Genomic DNA, 15,250 nt, shown 5'->3' with positions numbered 1-15,250 from the left:
GGGGCGAAACAAAAGCGGCTTCTCGATGCGGGAGGCCTCTTTTGTTTCCACCACCAGGAGAGACGTATGAATCAACCTATCCCTGTCGCCAGCCTTGATGAGGCAGCCAATCTCTCGGTCGCCAGCGATGGCGTAAACAAGATCGCCAGTGCAGTGGCCAGCGCTGGACTGGCCGAAAGCCAAGTGACACCAGCTTCGCCGGCCAGCTTCGAAGAACTCAACTTGCAGGAAGCAGCGGGCAATTTTGGAGACACCTACGAAGCCTCGGTATCGGGGCCTGGCCGGGTTTGGGTGCGCACGGAGCAAATCACATCGATCGCGCTGAGCGTGCTTCGCAGGCGGCCCGCAGACGAAATCGCCCTGCTCGGCAAGGGCAAGCTCGTGGTTTACGAGCGGCGAACGCCGAAGCACTGCGTGTCGTCCAGGAGCGGCCTGCGCTTGGAGCTTGGCGATGGCGCCAGCGTCCTTATGACGAAGAATGCAGCCTACGAGTTGGCGCGCGTGCTGATTGCTTACGCATCTCCCGACAACGCGCGCAGTGATTGGCTAATTCTCAAGGAATCGTAACAAATCCTCAGGCACTGTCAGGGCGCATGATGTCACAAGTTATTTTGAAGCCAATCTTGGCACTCCTGAGGCAAGCTCAACGTCCACGCTGCTTCGCGCGCAAGCAGCACAACGACAAGCTTGTCGTCCGCGTCAATGTATGGAGCCAATGCATCGCGTATAGCTGCAGCAGGACCGTCAGACTTGATGATCCATGTCGACTTCAGGCAGTGCCAGTAGTTAAAGCTCTCCAACGCCTTGATTAGTGGGTCGTAGTTCTTTTGCTTGATAAGATCGTAAGTCACCAAATAACTCGCCATTGCATTCCCTTTCTTTCCAACGCGAAGACACATCTTATTACGCAATTCGAAATTTAGTAAGTCGATGGCATCAAGCGAGCACACGTCGCCTACTAGGCGCGGCAGGCTCATGCTCCAGAGCGCCTCGTTGACGAGAGATGACCACGGGTAGCGTCGTGGCCGTGCACCGTGCACGGGAGGTACGTAGTCGGCGTGCACTGGGATCTATCTGACCACCCCGGGAAAGCAGCGGGGACCATCAACCCACACCCTGGCCACGGGGTCGCAGAGGCCTCGCAAGCCGCAGCAGGTGGAAGCCCTGCACTTTCTTTACAAGCCGTAAAGCATTTCTTAAGAATCAGCCCTCATACTGCCTTCCACCAGATTCCGCCGAGCCCGGGAGACTTCTCCTCCCTCCCTCTCAAATCCCTTCCCCGGGCGCGCCAACACGGCATCGGCATTTTTCTTCCAAGGCCCGCAGCTTCACCGCTCGCGGGCCTTTTCGTCTGAGGACCGGGACGCTCGCAGGGACCCCAAAAAACAAAACCCGCCGAGGCGGGTTCTGGAGTTCAGCAGTTGCCCTTCTTGGCTTGGCCAGGCGGGCAACCGTGAGGATGGCTCTTATACCCGCCACGGTAGCCATCGTCATACACAGCACAGCCGCCGAGAACAAAGGCCGCAACGGCCATGGCGAACGCGATTTTCATGTGGGAGCCTTTCATAGAGTTGCGGGCAACAGTCTAAGAGCGCCGCTTCTTGGCGCATGTAAACCATTGTTGGCGACTCTGGCCTGGATGCGCTTGCATCACGCATGCATGTGGCCCGCTATGGGGCCGCCCCAGGCACAAGGAAGCTCTGCTCCCACTTTCCTCCCGCGTCCCACGCGGACACCTTGTCCAAGAAATTCATACAGGCAGGGCTTGTCGGACCTACATGACCAACCTGTCTTTGCTCGCAAGCCGAGGCCTCACAACAAGCTGAAATAGCGTCTGTCCCAAGCCCTGCAAAACCCTGCTGATGGAGGTAAGCATGAGTCAAGTTGTGCCCAGTGAGTCTTTCAATCCAGACCCGGATGCTCGCTATCACAGGAGCCTATTGGAGGCTTTTCCGGTAAGGGGCAGCTACCAGCTCATACAGCTGCGAAGCAGGAGATCCCGCAGTCCCTTCCGACGTTTTTCGAAGGCTTTTTCTCGGGCGATTCGCACGCTTTTTCAATGACTTGAGGAGGATTGTGATGCGGCATATTTTCCTAACATTTTTCTGGTCTGTGGTGACCCTCATCTCTCTCTACGTCGCTGTGTTGGCCGGACCAATGTTCCCGGTCACAAGTTGAACCTCGGTTGACTACCGGGCCTATGGCTGACTCATGGTTCTCCTGGAATTCATAGGCACGCCCTGAAAGGGCACCGGACTTTTTCTTCCTCGCGCCTGCCCCGTGTGGGCATTGGCAAGCTCTCAGCAACACTGACGGCTTGTGTTTTTGTGGGGCCCGCCTAGTGCGGCATTGGCCCGCCTTGCGGCAATGCAGGGCGGGTTATTTTTTTAGGAATTCATCGTGAGATTCAGATTCAACCGCCTGCGTGGCGAACGCGGCCGCGTCGCATATGAGCCGCAGACCTATGCGGACTGGCGCGAAGAAGAGCGCCTCATCGCCGAGCAGGAGGCCCAGCGCCTGCAGCGGCAAGCAGCCACCACCCCGATCCCGCCCTCTGGCGGGATTGCTGTTTCTGGAGAGCCCAAATGCAACGAGTGATCCCATCCGAGCCCTTCAATCCCGATCCAGGCCCCGCGCCCACGCATGGTGGCTGGCTGCTGCTGCCCCTTGTCCTGCTGGTGGCCCTGGTGCTCAGCGCCTGCGCAGATGCCGGCGCGGCCCAGGAGTTGGTGGACGGCGCAGCAGACGTGCTGCGCGCGCACAGCGCCGCCCAGGCCTGCCCGCCAGGTCATGCAGTCGTGTGGACCGGCCCGCAATCCATGGAATGCCTGCGCGAGCTGCCATGACCAAGCTTCTCGGATTTTTTCTGTGGTCTGCCGCCTCGGCCTTCTGCATCGCCGCTGTGGCAGCCATAGCCGACACCCCCCTCTTCTGAACCTGGAGCACCAGCTCATGAGCCAATCCACAGACCCCATCGAAGGCGTGCGCCTCACCCACGAAGTCCCGCCCAACTACCACGCCCATGCAATCACGCATGTGGCCGAGCCCATCATCGAAATCTTGGGCGCCTACGGGCAGCGCAACGGCAACACGTTTGCCCTGTATGGCGGCCTGTATGCCATGGGTTGCGCCCTCGCCAGCGTCGGCGCGAACCTGGAGCCCGGCGTGGATCTGCGTCAACAGCTCGAACCGATGCTCGCCGGCTACCAGGCGATGCGTGAGTCCCAGCTCAAGGCACAGGCCCACTGATCGCCATGCCGAATCCCTAGAAGCTCAACCTCTCGCAGATCTGCGCCGCCTTCGCGCCCGTGCTCCAGCTCAGCTCCGCCAACCTCGTCGCCCTGGGCGTGCCCTTTGAGAAGGACCGCAACGCGGTGCTGATGAACGCCCGCGACCTGCCGCGCCTGGCCGACGCCCTGATCGACCAGCTCTACCAGAAGCGTGAGGAATTCCTGGCCGGGCTCGCGCCTCGCGCGCCAGCCATCCCTGCGCCGGCCATCCAGCACCTGCCTGCCGACGACACCGAAGGCGGCGCCCTGTAACCCACCGTTTGGAGAACCCCATGTCGCAAACACCGGCAGATCTCTACGCGCAAGAAATGATCATGCGTGCCAAGGCCAAGGCCAAGGCCACCGAGGCCGCCGCGCTGCGCCTCGAAGCAAAGGGCGAGAAACGCGCCGTCGAAGCCTACAACCTGCGCGCACGCGCAAAAGCACTTTCGGCCGAGGCGGCCCAGTTGCGCAACGAGGCCAAGCTCGTTCACAGGGAAGCCGTGAAGGGCATTGGCGTCCAGGCCGAACAGATGGTGAAGCGCATGCCGCCCGAGTTCGGCGGCTGGGGGATTCTCAAGACCCGCGCCTATACCAAGCTGCTGGATCTGCTCGTGTCTCAGGCAAGGCGAGTGCAGCCCAACCTGGCCCTGGCCACCCAGGCCCACACCCTGCTGCTGGGTCATGCGGCCTGGACCGATGCAGAAGCCAACCGCCTGGGCTGCCTGCCCAAGCATCCCAAATCCCTGGCCTGAAACACCATGCTCACAAACCTGATCATTTACCGAATCGCCGAGTCCTGGTCGCCTGACCTGCAGGCTGTCGAGGCCGCGCTGGCCAAGTCACCGTTTGCCGAATGCGGCCCTACGCAGGAGCGCAGCGCCGGCTGGGTGCCACCGCGCGGCGAGCCCCATGGCCCGCTGGCCGAGTCCGTGGCCAATCAGTGGGTGATGCGCTTCATGACCGAGGCCAAGATGCTGCCGGCCAGCGTGCTCAACCGCCGCGTCAACGAGAAGGCCGCCCACATCGAGGCCACCGAAGGCCGCAAGCCCGGCAAGAAGGAAAAGAAGGAACTCAAGGACGAGGCCAAGCTGGACCTGCTGCCCATGGCCTTCACCAAGCAGGGCTCCATGTGGGTGTGGCTGGACCCGCAGGCCCGCACCCTGGTGCTGGACACCGGCAGCCAGGCGCGCGCCGACGAGGTGGTCAGCTCGCTGGTGGAGGGCCTCACAGGCTTTGCGCTGGCCCTGGTCGATACGCAGACCAGCGCACAGGCCGCCATGGCGCACTGGCTGACCACGCGGGAAAGCCCGGCCGGCTTTTCGATTGACCGTGAATGCGAGCTCAAGGCCGCCGACGAATCCAAGGCCGTGGTGCGCTACGGTCGCCACCCACTGGACATCGCAGAAGTGCAGCAGCACATCGAGCATGGGAAGCTGCCCACTCGCGTTGCCATGACCTGGGACGACCGCGTGAGCTTCGTGCTGACCCAAGGCCTGCAGCTGCGCAAGGTTGCGATGCTCGATGTCGTGACCGAGTCCAAGGATTGCGATGGCGGCTTCGATGCCGACGTTGCGATCACCACGGGCGAGCTGTCGAAGCTCATCCCCGCCCTGATTGAAGCGCTGGGCGGCGAGGGTCGAACAGGCGTGGGGCAAGCCCTGCCGACCTCGCTGACCACAACAGGCCCGGCCTGTGCCCCTCCAGATCTGAAGCCAGGCGATGTGCCCTTCTGACATGGCCACCGCCTCCGAAAAGGTCTGCACCACCTGCGGCGAGCCCTGGCCCGCCGACGTGGGCTTCTTCCGCGCCCTAGTCAAAAGCCACGACGGGCTGGCCGACCAGTGCAACGCCTGCGTGTGTGACAAGTACCGCCGCTATCGCAAGCGCAACCTCTCCCGCCCACGCGTCACCGACACGCTCGCCAGCATCTGGATGCGGCCAGCGGCCATGGCCTCGACAGCATGAACCAAGACACCGAACACCACCCCACGCGCGCCGAGCGCGATCTGCCAGCCGCGCGCCGCGCCGCCGAACGTGCCCGCGCCATCTGGTGGGACGAGCAGAAGCCCACGCACTGCTTCGGCTGTGGCGCCGAACTGCCCGAAGACCACCACCGCGGCGATGCCCTGCCCTGCGGCCATTGACCACCACGTCCCAGAAAGGAAACCCTGAAATGACCGAATACCAGAACCTGCTGGCCCGCAAGGCCGAACTCGAAGCCCGGATCGCCCAAGCCCAGGCCGAAGCCAAGGCGAAGGCTGTGACCGAAGCCCGCGCGCTGATCCAGGAGCACGGCCTGACCGCTGCCGATCTCTTCCCGGCTCAGGGCAAGAAGGCCAAGGGTAGCGTAGGCGCCCCGAAGTACCGCGACCCGGCCACCGGTGCGACGTGGACCGGGCGGGGCAAGCCTCCGAACTGGATCAACGGCAAGGACCGCGCACCGTTCCTGATTGCTGCCGTTTGAGGAAGGCGTAAATGCGGGGCCTGCAATAGGTCCTGCATTCACAAACCGCCAGTAAAGATGCCAAGGAAGTACTCAGCGAACCATTCACCCCAGCCGCTGGATTCGCCATGGTCCAAGTCCAAGTCCAACTCCAAATCTTGGCTCCATTTGAATATGCGATAGGCCGCTTGCACCTTGGAGAAAGCCCGGCTGCATGCGTTGGAACGACCACGCCGCCTGTGAGCAACATGCCCGCGAGAAAAATTTAGATTTTTGTTTTTATTAATTTTTTCGGTCATTTTTATCTTTCTATTATTTTATTTATTGTCAATACCATCAGGAAAACTGATGGACGAAAAAAGGCCGTCAACACAATTTGCTGACGGCCTTAGTGAATTAATCTTACAACAGGTTTTTCAGATTGCAACCCCCATTGCAATTATTTTTGTGCGAAGGCGCCAACAACGACAGTTGGCTACTTGGACCAATATCGATATGAACACCATCGAATTCGGCGACTGCCGAGACACAATGCGCGCCTGGGCGGCCCAGGGCGTCCGTGCCCAGATGTGCGTCACGTCGCCGCCCTACTTCGGCCTGCGCGACTACGGGCATGCCGGCCAGCTGGGCCTGGAGCAGACGCCGGAGCAGTACATCGCGGCCATGGTCGAGGTGTTCCGCTGCGTGCGGGACGTGCTGGCTGACGATGGCACGCTGTGGCTCAACATCGGGGACAGCTACGCCAGCAACGCGGGCGGCTACGATGCCACGGGCAGCCGCGGCGCAACCTCCCACCCCACCATCGGCAAGGGCACGATGGCAGCAGTAGTCCAGAACCGGCGGCGCGTGCCGGCGACAGGCCTGAAACCGAAGGACCTCATCGGCATTCCCTGGATGTTGGCGTTCGCGCTCCGGGCCGATGGCTGGTATCTGCGCCAGGACATCATCTGGCACAAGCCTAACCCGATGCCGGAGAGCGTTGGGGACCGCTGCACGAAAGCGCATGAGTACCTGTTCCTGCTGTCCAAGGGCCCACGCTACTTCTTCGACAGGGATGCCATGCAAGAGCCTGCGGCCGGCCTGAACAACTACCCCCCCATGGGCGGCCCCGTGCCAGGTGCACCACCGCAGGGACGGCTGAGGCCCAGCGTGAAGCGCGGCGGGTTCGCCGGCAAGACAAACGCCATGCCGGGCCGCGAGGCGTTCCGCGCGAGCAGTCCGACGCGCAACCGGCGCAGCGTCTGGACAGTGGCCACCAAGCCCTACAAGGGCGCCCACTTCGCCACGTTCCCGCCCGCGCTCATCGAGCCGTGCATCCTGGCGGGATCTCGAGCAAATGACATCGTGCTGGACCCGTTCATGGGCAGCGGCACGACAGCGGCCGTCGCGCTCCAGCTCGGCCGCCAGTACCTGGGCTGCGAGCTCAACCCCGGCTACGAGCCCCTGCAGCGCGAGCGCATCGAGGCCTCGGCCGCTCCGCCGCCCGCGACCAGGCCCCGGCTCCGCGCCACACGACCACCCGAACCAGAGCCCGCACAACGCGGGCTCTTCTCTTTCTGAGGAGCCGCATGCTCACCCCCCAATTTCTCCTGCCCCTCGCGGCCAAGCTGGTGATCGACCTGTTTGCCGGCGGCGGCGGCGCATCCACTGGCATCGAGCAGGCCATCGGCCGGCCGGTCGATGCCGCCATCAACCACGATGCCGACGCCATCGGCATGCACGAAGTCAACCACCCGCAGACACGCCACTACCGCGCCGACATCCGCGAGGTGGATCCGCTGGCCGTGACCAAGGGTGAGCTGGTGGGCCTGCTGCACGCATCCCCGGACTGCACGCACCACAGCCAAGCCCTGGGCGGCCAGCCGCGCAACGGGGAAATCCGGTCGCTCGCCTGGATCGTCATACGCTGGGCCGGCAAGACCCAGCCCGATGTCATCACGCTGGAGAACGTCGAGCAGATGATGCAGTGGTCCCCGCTGATTGCGAAGCGCGATCCAGCCACCGGCCGCGCCATCACGCTGGACCGCATCACGGACCCCGATACGGGCAAGGCCACCTTCAGGGTGGCCGACCCGGGCGAGGTGGTGCCGCGCGGCAATCAGTTCCTGGTGCCGGACCCCAAGCACAAGGGCCGCAACTGGCGCCACTTCATCCAGGCGCTGCGCGACCTGGGCTACAAGGTGGAATGGCGGGTGATCTGCAACGCCACCCTGGGCTCACGCAGCACCCGCACACGGCTGTACCTGATCGCCCGCCGCGACGGCCTGCCCATCGTGTGGCCAGCACAGACGCACTGGAAGAACCCGAAGGCGGGCCAGAAGCCGTTCCGCCAGGCAGCCGAGTGCATCGACTGGAGCATCCCCGGGCAAAGCATCTTCGGGCGCAAGAAGGAACTGGCGCCGGCCACCATGCGGCGGATCGCGCATGGCCTGGACAAGTTCGTGCTGAACAGCCCCCAGCCGTTCATCGTGAACATGGCCCACGGCGGGAAGATCGAGCTGCTCGACCGTCCCATGAGCACCATCGCCACGGAAAAAGGTGGCTGCCGCGCCCTGGTGTCGCCCACCCTGATCCAGATGGGCTACGGCGAAGCCAAGGGCCAGGCCCCGCGCGTGCTCGACCTGTCCCAGCCGCTGGGCACAGCCGTGGCCGGCGGCATCAAACACGCCATCAGCGCGGCATACCTGGTGCAGGCCGGACACGGCGAGGGCAAGGACGGCGGCAAGCGCTGGAGCCACGGCGCCAATGACATCCGGGGACCGCTGGGCACGGTGACGGCCAGCGGCGGCGGGCAGAGCCTGGCATCCGCGTTCATGGTCCAGGCCAACGGCGGATTCAACAGCACGCCGGCCCGCGACCTGCGCGACCCTGTATCGACCGTGACCACCAGCGGCAGCCAGCAGCAGCTGGTCGCCGCGCACCTGTGCACGCTGCGCCGAAACAGCGTGGGCCGCGACATGCGCGAGCCGGTGCCCACGGTCACAGCCGGGGCCGAGCACCATGCCCTGATCCAGTACCACCTGTCTCCCGATCAGGAGGCCGGTGCCCTGCGCTGTGCTGCCTTCCTCATGCGCTATCACGCCAGTGGCGGCCAGTGGGCGGACCTGCGCGACCCGATGACCACCATCACCACGCGCGACCGCCTGGCGCTCGTGACCGTGTGGCTCAAGGGCGAGCCCTGGGTGATCGTGGACATCACGCTGCGCATGCTTGTGCCGCGCGAACTCTACAACGCCCAGGACTTCCCCCCGGGCTACGTCATCGACCGAACGGCCTCTGGCAAGCCCCTGACGAAAACCGCCCAGGTGCGTATGGTCGGCAACTCCGTGAGCCCCGTGCCAATGCAGCAGATCGTCTCGCTCAACTCCCCCGAGTCCACGGCCTGGCAACTACGCCGCGCGGCTTGACCAAACGAGTCCACCAACAACCTCGGCCCGCCTCATGCGGGCCGCTTCATTTCCAGATTGCCATGACCGACCACGACTCCAAACTGCCCTCGACTGCCTACTTCGAAGAACGGGACGCTCTGGCCCTGCTGGTGCCCCGCGCCAAGGTCCTGGCCGCCCTGGCCGATGCCTACGCTCCAGAGGGTGCGGCAGTGCCCGTGTCCCATCCCGTGGACATCGCCATTAACCACTACCCAGAAGCCTTGGCCATGCACTCGCCCCTGGCTCAGCCCGTGCTGTACGTCAGCCCCGAGCAGCTGGCCGAGCACAGCGATGACGGCCCGGAGCACGGCCGCTACCTGCCCGCGCGCAAAACCCCAGCAGGCAAGTTCACCCAGCCGCTCTACGCTGGGGCGCCCTGGCTCCAGGGCCGGTACCCGCATCTGCCTCAGTCAGTCGGCGATGTAACTGACTTTGGCGAAGGGAAGGTGGACATCGACTGGGGGCACCCAGCGCCTGCTGGCGGCACGCGCCTCTATTCAGCCGAGCAGATGCGCGCCTATGTCGATGCGGATCGCGCCGCACGCGCGGAGCAGCATGCCGCTGTAGCTGGGCCGGCCTGGGACAAGACGCGCGACTCCCTGGCGACGCTGCTGCTGGGGCTGGCGCGCCGCCCCTTTCTGGACTTCGACGTGGCATGCATCGCACTGGACGCTGCGACGGAGCCGGGCATGCCTCTGGCCTACATGCGCGGCGCCCCAGCAGCGCCCGCCCTGGAAGCGCCTGCAGCCCCGCCTGTGCCGGTTGATGAGTTCCGGGGCGACACGCCCAGCCTTGTGCGCAATATCGTCGCGCTGCTGCAACTCGACGCCGATGGCGCACTGGTGCCGCATGGAGTTGGAGGCCACGCTCGTGGACTGCTGTCTGCGGCGGCCGCCCGGTTGGCAGCTGCGCCACAGGCACCTGCTGCGCCCCTGATCGATGGTGAGGGCTGCCTGTCCGACGAGCTGCGCGAGCTGATCACCGGCATGACGGTATCGGTGGATGTGAGCACGGGCGAGCACGACGCAGGCAACCGCCTGTTCGGCGAAGTCACCGAGGTGATGGAGTACGACGGTGGCAGCGACAAGCACAAGGTCGTGCTGCTGGTGCAGTCCCCGGAAGCCAACTTCAAGGCAGCACCTGCTGCGCCTGCAGTGGATGCGCGCGAGCCGATCAAGCCGCAGCAACCGCAGGGCATGACCAGCGTCAACGCCCGCCTGTCCTTCAACCACGGCTGGACGGCGGCCGAGCGCGCCCATGGCATCCGCCAGGCAGCCCAGGCCAAGGAAGGCGGCGAAGCATGCTGAGCACCACAGCCTGGGAGAACCACGTCCTGGCCTTCGATCCGTTCGACGGCGATTTCGGCGACCAGGGAGACCGCGTGCTGTCGAACAAGCTGGTCACGGCCCGAAAGCCAGGACCGTGCGCGCATTGCGGCTGCCAGATTGCCCAAGGTGAGCGCGTGCGCAGCATGTCAGCGCGTTTCGACGGCCAGCTGATGTCCTACCGCTGGTGCGCGCTGTGCTGCGCTGCAATGGCCAAGTGCCAGGCCGAAGAAAGCAGCGACGACGACTCCGACGACGCGCCCGCATGGCAGGAATACGAGGCCCGCGCCGGCCTGGCCGCCAAGCTCGCAGCCCAGGCAGCAGCCAAGGGGTCGGCATGAGCGAAGCCATCTACGACGAGCAGATCGCACCTCTGCTGAGGCAGGCCGGGAAGCTGTGCGAGCAGCACGGCCTGGCCATGGTGGCCGTGGTCGAGTACGACAAGGAGGCGCGCGGCGAAACCCGCCTGCTGCCCGATGGCGCCGGCCTCGCCATGCACATGCTTTCCATGCTGGCCGCCAGTGGCAACAACATCGACAGCTACCTGCTAAAGGTCATCCGCTTCTGCAATCAGGAAAGGCTGCCTCTGGAGCAGAGCGTATTCCTGCAACGGTACGCGCGCCCCACTGGGCACAAGGAGAGCTGACCATGGCCAGTAAGAAGCGACACGACTGGCACGACAAGCGCGCGCCACACCGCGACGACGAACCACCCACCTGGCCCGCACCCGCGGGCCTTTTTCATTGAGGACGCCCATGTCCAAGAGCATCACTCTGAACTTTGCACCTGCCGTGCTCGGCCGCGAGCATGCCGCAGCCTACGTGGCGCTGAGCGTCAGTTCCTTCGAACAACTGGTGCGTGAGCGCCAGATACCACAGCCCCGCCAGCTGTCTGCCAGGCGCGTTGGTTGGCTACGCGCGGAACTCGATGACTGGTCCGCCCGGCGGCCAGCGTCTGAGCTGCTGCCACCAGAGAACACCGGCGCCCCTAAGCCCCGATGAACTCCTCCAACTTCGCATCGAGCGCTGCCAGCCATTGGCGGCGCTCTGCGTCGTACCTGTAGAGGTTGTAGTCGCCGGCCACGCCAGGGAGGACGTGGCCAAGGATCGCCTCTCCAACCTCATGCGGACAGCCCATCGACGCAAGGATGGTGCGCCCCGTCCGCCGAAGATCATGCGGTGACCAATGCGTCACGGTCAGCCGCGCCCGCTTGTGCTCGGGCTTCGTCTTGCTGTAGGGCTGCAGATAGTGCACCTTGGTCTGCATGTAGGCCTGGGTCTGCCCTTTCAGCACACCATCGCGCCCGATGCTCGGGAACAGCCATTGCCCCTCATTCGCCAGCAGACGTCGCACGATCTGCTCGGCCCGACCGAACAAAGGCACACGCAGGTCATGTGCGACCTCAACGTGTCGAATCTTCATTGCCTCCTTGGGCACGGTCCACCAAAGCACACCCCCCTCTTCCGACAATTGCTTCTTCTGCATCTGGCAGATCTCCCCGCCGCGGGTGCAGGTCCACAACTGCAGCGTCAGGAAATCCCGAACCTGCTGGCTGAACATCGACAGCTCGCCGCCGATCAGCGTCTTGATTTCCGCACCGCTCAGCACACGCTTGCTGGTGCCCTTGTGCTTGCCATCGCGCACAGCGCCCTTGCTGCGGAGCTTGTGGGACGTGCGTTCCGCCCACCAGTTCGGCAGACCATCAGGGATCTTCCCCGACTCCAACCCTACGCGCCACGCGGCCGCCATCTCCGTCTTCACGGACTTGGCCAGCACGGGGCGGTCGGCCAGGCCTTCAATGACGTCGTACACAAAAGAGCGCCCCACCTCGGCCACGGATGTCGACTCGCGTCCCGATATCGCTTTGCGCAGCCGCTGCTCTATGTTGCGGGCGCCCTTGGCCTCACGATTGACCCTGAGATACCGTGCGGCATAGTCGTCAACCAGCATGCTCAGTGTGTAAACCTGTGCAACCGGTTGCGCCACTGCCTTGCGCGCCAGCTTGCGCTCGTCTGCAGGATCCCGCCCCTGTTCACGCAAGTCCCGTGCTGCCTGCCATTCGGCTGCGGCCTGAGCAGGAGACATGGCCGGCCACTGCCCAAGCTTCACCTGCTTGAGCTTTGCCGAATCCGCCAAGCTTCTGTAACGATAGGTCCATGATTTCGTACTGGCCGATGACTCGAGCCTCAGGCCCGGACAACCTTGTACGACAATGTGTTCGCCCTGCTTTAGGGCCTTGGCTGCACGTGCGTCAAAGAACATCTGAAGCTATACCTTGAGTGCCGGAAAAACCTACACAAAACCTATACCGAGTGGTGAAGTGTAGACGAGTCCAGGCAAGTGCAGATGAAGCACAAAGGTAAGCGCACGAATGGAATAAATCATTTGCCGACAACCTCTTGCGCGGCAACCCGGAGATAAATCAAAGGCTTATGAGAGATTCACAGGCAATGAACATCATCATTCTTGACGACTACCAGGACGCCGTACGCAAGCTGGACTGTGCGCGGCTGCTGGAGCCGTTCAACGCCAAGGTCTTCACCAATACCGTCAAGGGTGTGGGCCAGCTGTCGGTGCGGTTGCGCGATGCGGACATCATCGTGCTGATCCGCGAACGCACGCAGATCAGCCGGCAGTTGCTGGAAAAACTCCCGCGCCTGAAGCTGATCGCGCAGACCGGCAAGGCCGGCGCCCATATCGATGTGCAGGCCTGCACCGACCAGGGCGTTGCGATTGCCGAGGGCGTGGGCTCGCCCATCGCACCAGCCGAGCTGACCTGGTCGCTGATCATGGCGGCAACGCGGCGGCTGCCGCAGTACATCGCCAACCTCAAGCACGGCGCATGGCAGCAATCGGGGTTCAAGGCGGCGTCCATGCCCGCCAATTTCGGGCTGGGCAGCGTGCTGCACGGGCGCACGCTGGGCATCTGGGGGTATGGCCGCATTGGCAGGCTGGTGGCCCACTATGGCCATGCCTTCGGCATGAAGGTTCTGGTCTGGGGCAGCGAGTCCTCGCGCCAGAAGGCCCAGGCCGACGGCTTTTCGGCCGCCGCTTCGCGCGAGGATTTCTTTGCCGAATCCGATGTGCTGTCCATGCATCTTCGCCTGCATGAGGCCACACGCGGCATCGTCACCGCCCAGGATCTGGCGCGCATGAGACCCACAGCCCTGTTCGTGAACACCTCGCGCGCCGAACTGGTGGAGGCCGATGCACTGCTGGGCGCGCTCAACCGTGGCCGCCCCGGCCTGGCGGCCGTGGATGTCTTCGAGAGCGAGCCCATTCTCCAGGGCCACGCACTGCTGCGGCTGGAGAACTGCATCTGCACGCCGCACATCGGCTATGTGGAGCAAGACAGCTATGAGCTGTATTTCCGCGCCGCCTTCGACAATGTGGTGAACTTCGCTGCAGGCCAGCCCAGCAACATCCTCAATCCCGAGGTGCTCTCAGGCCCGGCACGCGCAGGCTGAAGGCCGGGTCAGGCGGGCACCTCACCCTTCACCCGCCTACCCGATCACGGATCAACGCCCCCCGCCCTGTACAGCATCGCCGCGTGCGGCACTCGCCCGGTGGGCCAGTTCGTCGGCCACGGCCTCGTAGACGGCTTGGCGCACCACCGACTCCACCTCTTCGCGCAGGCGCACGACGATGGATCGCGTCTGCTGCTGCACCACCGTGGCGATGGCATCGCGCAGGCGCTGGTCCAGCACCAGGTCCACGCGCTGCATGAGGCGATGGACCAGATACTCCTCGGTGACCTGCTGCGCGTGGCTGTCCCAGATGGACTCCATGGTGGGCAATACACAGGCGGGTGATGCCCCAGGTGCTCCAGGTGCCGCAGATGCCGCAGATGCCGGATCCGGCTCGACCCCTTGCGTGGCAGCGTCGGCCTGCACCACCGGCGCGGCAGGAATGTCGTCCTCGATCGGTGCGGCCGGGGCCACCTCTGGCACATCGGCCGGTTCGGCAACTTCGGCCACTTCGAGCAGACGGCTCTCCTGGGCCAGCTGCATTTCCACGGACGGCGCACTGGGCGGCAGATAGTCGGAATGCACTGGCTGCACTGCAGGCCGCGGGCCCTGTCCAGGCGGCGCAGGCTCGGCGACCATGGACCGCTGGGGTTGCAGATCCAGGGGCAGCGGCGGCAGGGACGCGGGCATGGAAACCAGGCCGCGGCGTGGCGCAAGCATGCCTTCGCTCGCCCAGGAATCGGTCTCGCCGCTGTGCGGCAGTTCGGAAGCAGCGACAGCGGGCGGTTCTGCCACCGGCGACTGCGCCGCATCGACCGGCACGACATCGGTGAGCGTGGGAACAAAGCGTGGCGGGGTTTTGGAGGGAGCACTCATGGCTTACTCCTTGAGGACCAGGTCATGGCGCTTGATGGAAATCCCCTGCGCCACGTAATGCTTCCAGCGCTGCCGGGCCAGATGCCGGTCTTCCTCATCGGTGGCAGACACCACTTCAACGACACGCGCAAAGCGCTCGAATCCTTCTGGCACATCGCCACCCAGATTCACCAGCATGTCGTGGTGCGGCGCGCTGTCCAGCCGCTCCAGCAGCACGATGGGCGAGAAGGCCACAATGCCGGCCCCATCGCCTTCGACGGCGTGGGCAAGAAAATCGGTGGGCGAGACACTCCAGAGCCTGGGCGACAAGGCCTTGAGCGACGCGGAAGATCCCAGCACCACCAGTTGCGTGCGATGCCGCAGTGCCTTGCGCGCAAGACGGCACACATAGGCCAGCTTGTCGGGCGCGTTGAAATGGAACGCCACTTCAGTCAAGCGA

22 protein-coding genes are annotated in these 15,250 nt (G+C 64.2%); 17 read left to right on the top strand and 5 right to left on the bottom strand.

The genetic code is table 11. From position 1 onward, the window contains the following. Positions 1-66 precede the first annotated feature (66 nt). Positions 67-567 (top strand): hypothetical protein, encoded by a 501-nt coding sequence (locus tag HFGMBDPB_RS15450; protein WP_212645706.1) that lies wholly within the window; start codon positions 67-69, stop codon positions 565-567. Positions 568-599: 32 nt separating this feature from the next. Here the strand turns inward: HFGMBDPB_RS15450 and HFGMBDPB_RS15445 are convergent, their stop codons facing one another. Next, the gene (locus HFGMBDPB_RS15445; RefSeq protein ID WP_212645705.1) at positions 600-977 is read right to left on the bottom strand and encodes a hypothetical protein; all 378 of its coding nucleotides are present in this window, start codon (positions 975-977) and stop codon (positions 600-602) included. A gap of 1,423 nt (positions 978-2,400) precedes the next feature. On the opposite strand from HFGMBDPB_RS15445, the gene HFGMBDPB_RS15440 reads away from it, so the two are divergent. From HFGMBDPB_RS15440 to HFGMBDPB_RS15400, 9 genes are all read left to right on the top strand, one after another. Then, the gene (locus HFGMBDPB_RS15440) at positions 2,401-2,598 is read left to right on the top strand and encodes a hypothetical protein (protein ID WP_046988704.1); all 198 of its coding nucleotides are present in this window, start codon (positions 2,401-2,403) and stop codon (positions 2,596-2,598) included. Then, a complete protein-coding gene (locus tag HFGMBDPB_RS15435) occupies positions 2,586-2,846 on the top strand; it encodes a hypothetical protein (RefSeq protein WP_212645704.1) in 261 nt (86 codons plus the stop codon). Before HFGMBDPB_RS15440 ends, HFGMBDPB_RS15435 begins: the two co-directional genes overlap by 13 nt. A gap of 106 nt (positions 2,847-2,952) precedes the next feature. Next, positions 2,953-3,249, top strand: coding sequence for a hypothetical protein (locus HFGMBDPB_RS15430; protein ID WP_212645703.1), 297 nt, complete (start codon positions 2,953-2,955; stop codon positions 3,247-3,249). Positions 3,250-3,308: 59 nt separating this feature from the next. Further along, positions 3,309-3,542: a hypothetical protein gene (locus HFGMBDPB_RS15425; protein WP_212645702.1), complete on the top strand. Its 234-nt coding sequence runs from the start codon at positions 3,309-3,311 to the stop codon at positions 3,540-3,542. A gap of 20 nt (positions 3,543-3,562) precedes the next feature. Continuing rightward, positions 3,563-4,024: a hypothetical protein gene (locus HFGMBDPB_RS15420; RefSeq protein ID WP_212645701.1), complete on the top strand. Its 462-nt coding sequence runs from the start codon at positions 3,563-3,565 to the stop codon at positions 4,022-4,024. A 6-nt stretch (positions 4,025-4,030) separates the two neighbouring features. Then, on the top strand, positions 4,031-5,005 hold the full coding sequence (locus HFGMBDPB_RS15415; RefSeq protein ID WP_212645700.1) for a recombination-associated protein RdgC: 975 nt from the start codon (positions 4,031-4,033) through the stop codon (positions 5,003-5,005). Position 5,006: 1 nt separating this feature from the next. Further along, on the top strand, positions 5,007-5,237 hold the full coding sequence (locus tag HFGMBDPB_RS15410; RefSeq protein WP_212645699.1) for a hypothetical protein: 231 nt from the start codon (positions 5,007-5,009) through the stop codon (positions 5,235-5,237). Beyond that, on the top strand, positions 5,234-5,416 hold the full coding sequence (locus HFGMBDPB_RS15405; RefSeq protein WP_047218023.1) for a hypothetical protein: 183 nt from the start codon (positions 5,234-5,236) through the stop codon (positions 5,414-5,416). The genes HFGMBDPB_RS15410 and HFGMBDPB_RS15405 overlap by 4 nt, the downstream gene beginning before the upstream one ends. Before the next feature lie 29 nt (positions 5,417-5,445). Beyond that, positions 5,446-5,736: an H-NS histone family protein gene (locus HFGMBDPB_RS15400; RefSeq protein WP_212645698.1), complete on the top strand. Its 291-nt coding sequence runs from the start codon at positions 5,446-5,448 to the stop codon at positions 5,734-5,736. Between the two features lie 38 nt (positions 5,737-5,774). On the opposite strand, the gene HFGMBDPB_RS15395 is transcribed toward HFGMBDPB_RS15400, so the two are convergent. Further along, a complete protein-coding gene (locus HFGMBDPB_RS15395; RefSeq protein ID WP_212645697.1) occupies positions 5,775-6,014 on the bottom strand; it encodes a hypothetical protein in 240 nt (79 codons plus the stop codon). A 196-nt stretch (positions 6,015-6,210) separates the two neighbouring features. Between HFGMBDPB_RS15395 and HFGMBDPB_RS15390 the strand changes: the two genes are divergently transcribed. The 6 genes from HFGMBDPB_RS15390 to HFGMBDPB_RS29905 all read left to right on the top strand — a co-directional run bounded on the left by HFGMBDPB_RS15390 (position 6,211) and on the right by HFGMBDPB_RS29905 (position 11,469). Beyond that, positions 6,211-7,275, top strand: coding sequence for a DNA-methyltransferase (locus HFGMBDPB_RS15390; protein ID WP_212645696.1), 1,065 nt, complete (start codon positions 6,211-6,213; stop codon positions 7,273-7,275). Positions 7,276-7,283: 8 nt separating this feature from the next. Beyond that, the gene (locus tag HFGMBDPB_RS15385; RefSeq protein ID WP_212645695.1) at positions 7,284-9,122 is read left to right on the top strand and encodes a DNA cytosine methyltransferase; all 1,839 of its coding nucleotides are present in this window, start codon (positions 7,284-7,286) and stop codon (positions 9,120-9,122) included. A 62-nt stretch (positions 9,123-9,184) separates the two neighbouring features. Further along, positions 9,185-10,450 (top strand): hypothetical protein, encoded by a 1,266-nt coding sequence (locus HFGMBDPB_RS15380; protein ID WP_212645694.1) that lies wholly within the window; start codon positions 9,185-9,187, stop codon positions 10,448-10,450. Beyond that, on the top strand, positions 10,444-10,809 hold the full coding sequence (locus HFGMBDPB_RS15375; protein ID WP_212645693.1) for a hypothetical protein: 366 nt from the start codon (positions 10,444-10,446) through the stop codon (positions 10,807-10,809). The genes HFGMBDPB_RS15380 and HFGMBDPB_RS15375 overlap by 7 nt, the downstream gene beginning before the upstream one ends. After that, complete coding sequence (locus tag HFGMBDPB_RS15370) at positions 10,806-11,114, top strand: hypothetical protein (protein WP_212645692.1); 309 nt, start codon at positions 10,806-10,808, stop codon at positions 11,112-11,114. Before HFGMBDPB_RS15375 ends, HFGMBDPB_RS15370 begins: the two co-directional genes overlap by 4 nt. A 109-nt stretch (positions 11,115-11,223) precedes the next feature. Beyond that, positions 11,224-11,469 (top strand): helix-turn-helix transcriptional regulator, encoded by a 246-nt coding sequence (locus HFGMBDPB_RS29905; protein ID WP_012205378.1) that lies wholly within the window; start codon positions 11,224-11,226, stop codon positions 11,467-11,469. Here the strand turns inward: HFGMBDPB_RS29905 and HFGMBDPB_RS15360 are convergent. After that, positions 11,456-12,730, bottom strand: coding sequence for a tyrosine-type recombinase/integrase (locus tag HFGMBDPB_RS15360; RefSeq protein ID WP_212645691.1), 1,275 nt, complete (start codon positions 12,728-12,730; stop codon positions 11,456-11,458). The genes HFGMBDPB_RS29905 and HFGMBDPB_RS15360 overlap by 14 nt on opposite strands. Before the next feature lie 188 nt (positions 12,731-12,918). Here HFGMBDPB_RS15360 and HFGMBDPB_RS15355 point away from each other — a divergent pair, with 188 nt between their 5' ends. Further along, entirely contained in the window at positions 12,919-13,935 is a 1,017-nt protein-coding gene (locus tag HFGMBDPB_RS15355) for a D-2-hydroxyacid dehydrogenase family protein (RefSeq protein WP_212645690.1), read from the top strand. Between the two features lie 51 nt (positions 13,936-13,986). On the opposite strand, the gene HFGMBDPB_RS15350 is transcribed toward HFGMBDPB_RS15355, so the two are convergent. Next, positions 13,987-14,811 (bottom strand): hypothetical protein, encoded by an 825-nt coding sequence (locus tag HFGMBDPB_RS15350; protein ID WP_212645689.1) that lies wholly within the window; start codon positions 14,809-14,811, stop codon positions 13,987-13,989. Positions 14,812-14,814: 3 nt separating this feature from the next. Continuing rightward, positions 14,815-15,246 (bottom strand): DNA polymerase III subunit chi, encoded by a 432-nt coding sequence (locus HFGMBDPB_RS15345; protein ID WP_016445885.1) that lies wholly within the window; start codon positions 15,244-15,246, stop codon positions 14,815-14,817. Between the last annotated feature and the right edge of the window lie 4 nt (positions 15,247-15,250).

This window comes from Delftia sp. PE138, from assembly GCF_018320755.1.
GTDB classification, from domain to species: Bacteria; Pseudomonadota; Gammaproteobacteria; order Burkholderiales; family Burkholderiaceae_C; genus Comamonas; species Comamonas tsuruhatensis.
This window is presented reverse-complemented; position numbering and strand designations above follow the sequence as displayed.

Excerpts from the sequence above, each read along its gene's own strand:
- HFGMBDPB_RS15450 (WP_212645706.1), top strand. The coding sequence starts at position 67 with ATGAATCAACCTATCCCTGTCGCCAGCCTTGATGAGGCAGCCAATCTC.
- HFGMBDPB_RS15445 (WP_212645705.1), bottom strand. The coding sequence starts at position 977 with ATGAGCCTGCCGCGCCTAGTAGGCGACGTGTGCTCGCTTGATGCCATC.
- HFGMBDPB_RS15435 (WP_212645704.1), top strand. The coding sequence starts at position 2,586 with ATGCAACGAGTGATCCCATCCGAGCCCTTCAATCCCGATCCAGGCCCC.
- HFGMBDPB_RS15430 (WP_212645703.1), top strand. The coding sequence starts at position 2,953 with ATGAGCCAATCCACAGACCCCATCGAAGGCGTGCGCCTCACCCACGAA.
- HFGMBDPB_RS15420 (WP_212645701.1), top strand. The coding sequence starts at position 3,563 with ATGTCGCAAACACCGGCAGATCTCTACGCGCAAGAAATGATCATGCGT.
- HFGMBDPB_RS15415 (WP_212645700.1), top strand. The coding sequence starts at position 4,031 with ATGCTCACAAACCTGATCATTTACCGAATCGCCGAGTCCTGGTCGCCT.
- HFGMBDPB_RS15410 (WP_212645699.1), top strand. The coding sequence starts at position 5,007 with ATGGCCACCGCCTCCGAAAAGGTCTGCACCACCTGCGGCGAGCCCTGG.
- HFGMBDPB_RS15405 (WP_047218023.1), top strand. The coding sequence starts at position 5,234 with ATGAACCAAGACACCGAACACCACCCCACGCGCGCCGAGCGCGATCTG.
- HFGMBDPB_RS15400 (WP_212645698.1), top strand. The coding sequence starts at position 5,446 with ATGACCGAATACCAGAACCTGCTGGCCCGCAAGGCCGAACTCGAAGCC.
- HFGMBDPB_RS15395 (WP_212645697.1), bottom strand. The coding sequence starts at position 6,014 with ATGACCGAAAAAATTAATAAAAACAAAAATCTAAATTTTTCTCGCGGG.
- HFGMBDPB_RS15390 (WP_212645696.1), top strand. The coding sequence starts at position 6,211 with ATGAACACCATCGAATTCGGCGACTGCCGAGACACAATGCGCGCCTGG.
- HFGMBDPB_RS15385 (WP_212645695.1), top strand. The coding sequence starts at position 7,284 with ATGCTCACCCCCCAATTTCTCCTGCCCCTCGCGGCCAAGCTGGTGATC.
- HFGMBDPB_RS15380 (WP_212645694.1), top strand. The coding sequence starts at position 9,185 with ATGACCGACCACGACTCCAAACTGCCCTCGACTGCCTACTTCGAAGAA.
- HFGMBDPB_RS15375 (WP_212645693.1), top strand. The coding sequence starts at position 10,444 with ATGCTGAGCACCACAGCCTGGGAGAACCACGTCCTGGCCTTCGATCCG.
- HFGMBDPB_RS15370 (WP_212645692.1), top strand. The coding sequence starts at position 10,806 with ATGAGCGAAGCCATCTACGACGAGCAGATCGCACCTCTGCTGAGGCAG.
- HFGMBDPB_RS29905 (WP_012205378.1), top strand. The coding sequence starts at position 11,224 with ATGTCCAAGAGCATCACTCTGAACTTTGCACCTGCCGTGCTCGGCCGC.
- HFGMBDPB_RS15360 (WP_212645691.1), bottom strand. The coding sequence starts at position 12,730 with ATGTTCTTTGACGCACGTGCAGCCAAGGCCCTAAAGCAGGGCGAACAC.
- HFGMBDPB_RS15355 (WP_212645690.1), top strand. The coding sequence starts at position 12,919 with ATGAACATCATCATTCTTGACGACTACCAGGACGCCGTACGCAAGCTG.
- HFGMBDPB_RS15350 (WP_212645689.1), bottom strand. The coding sequence starts at position 14,811 with ATGAGTGCTCCCTCCAAAACCCCGCCACGCTTTGTTCCCACGCTCACC.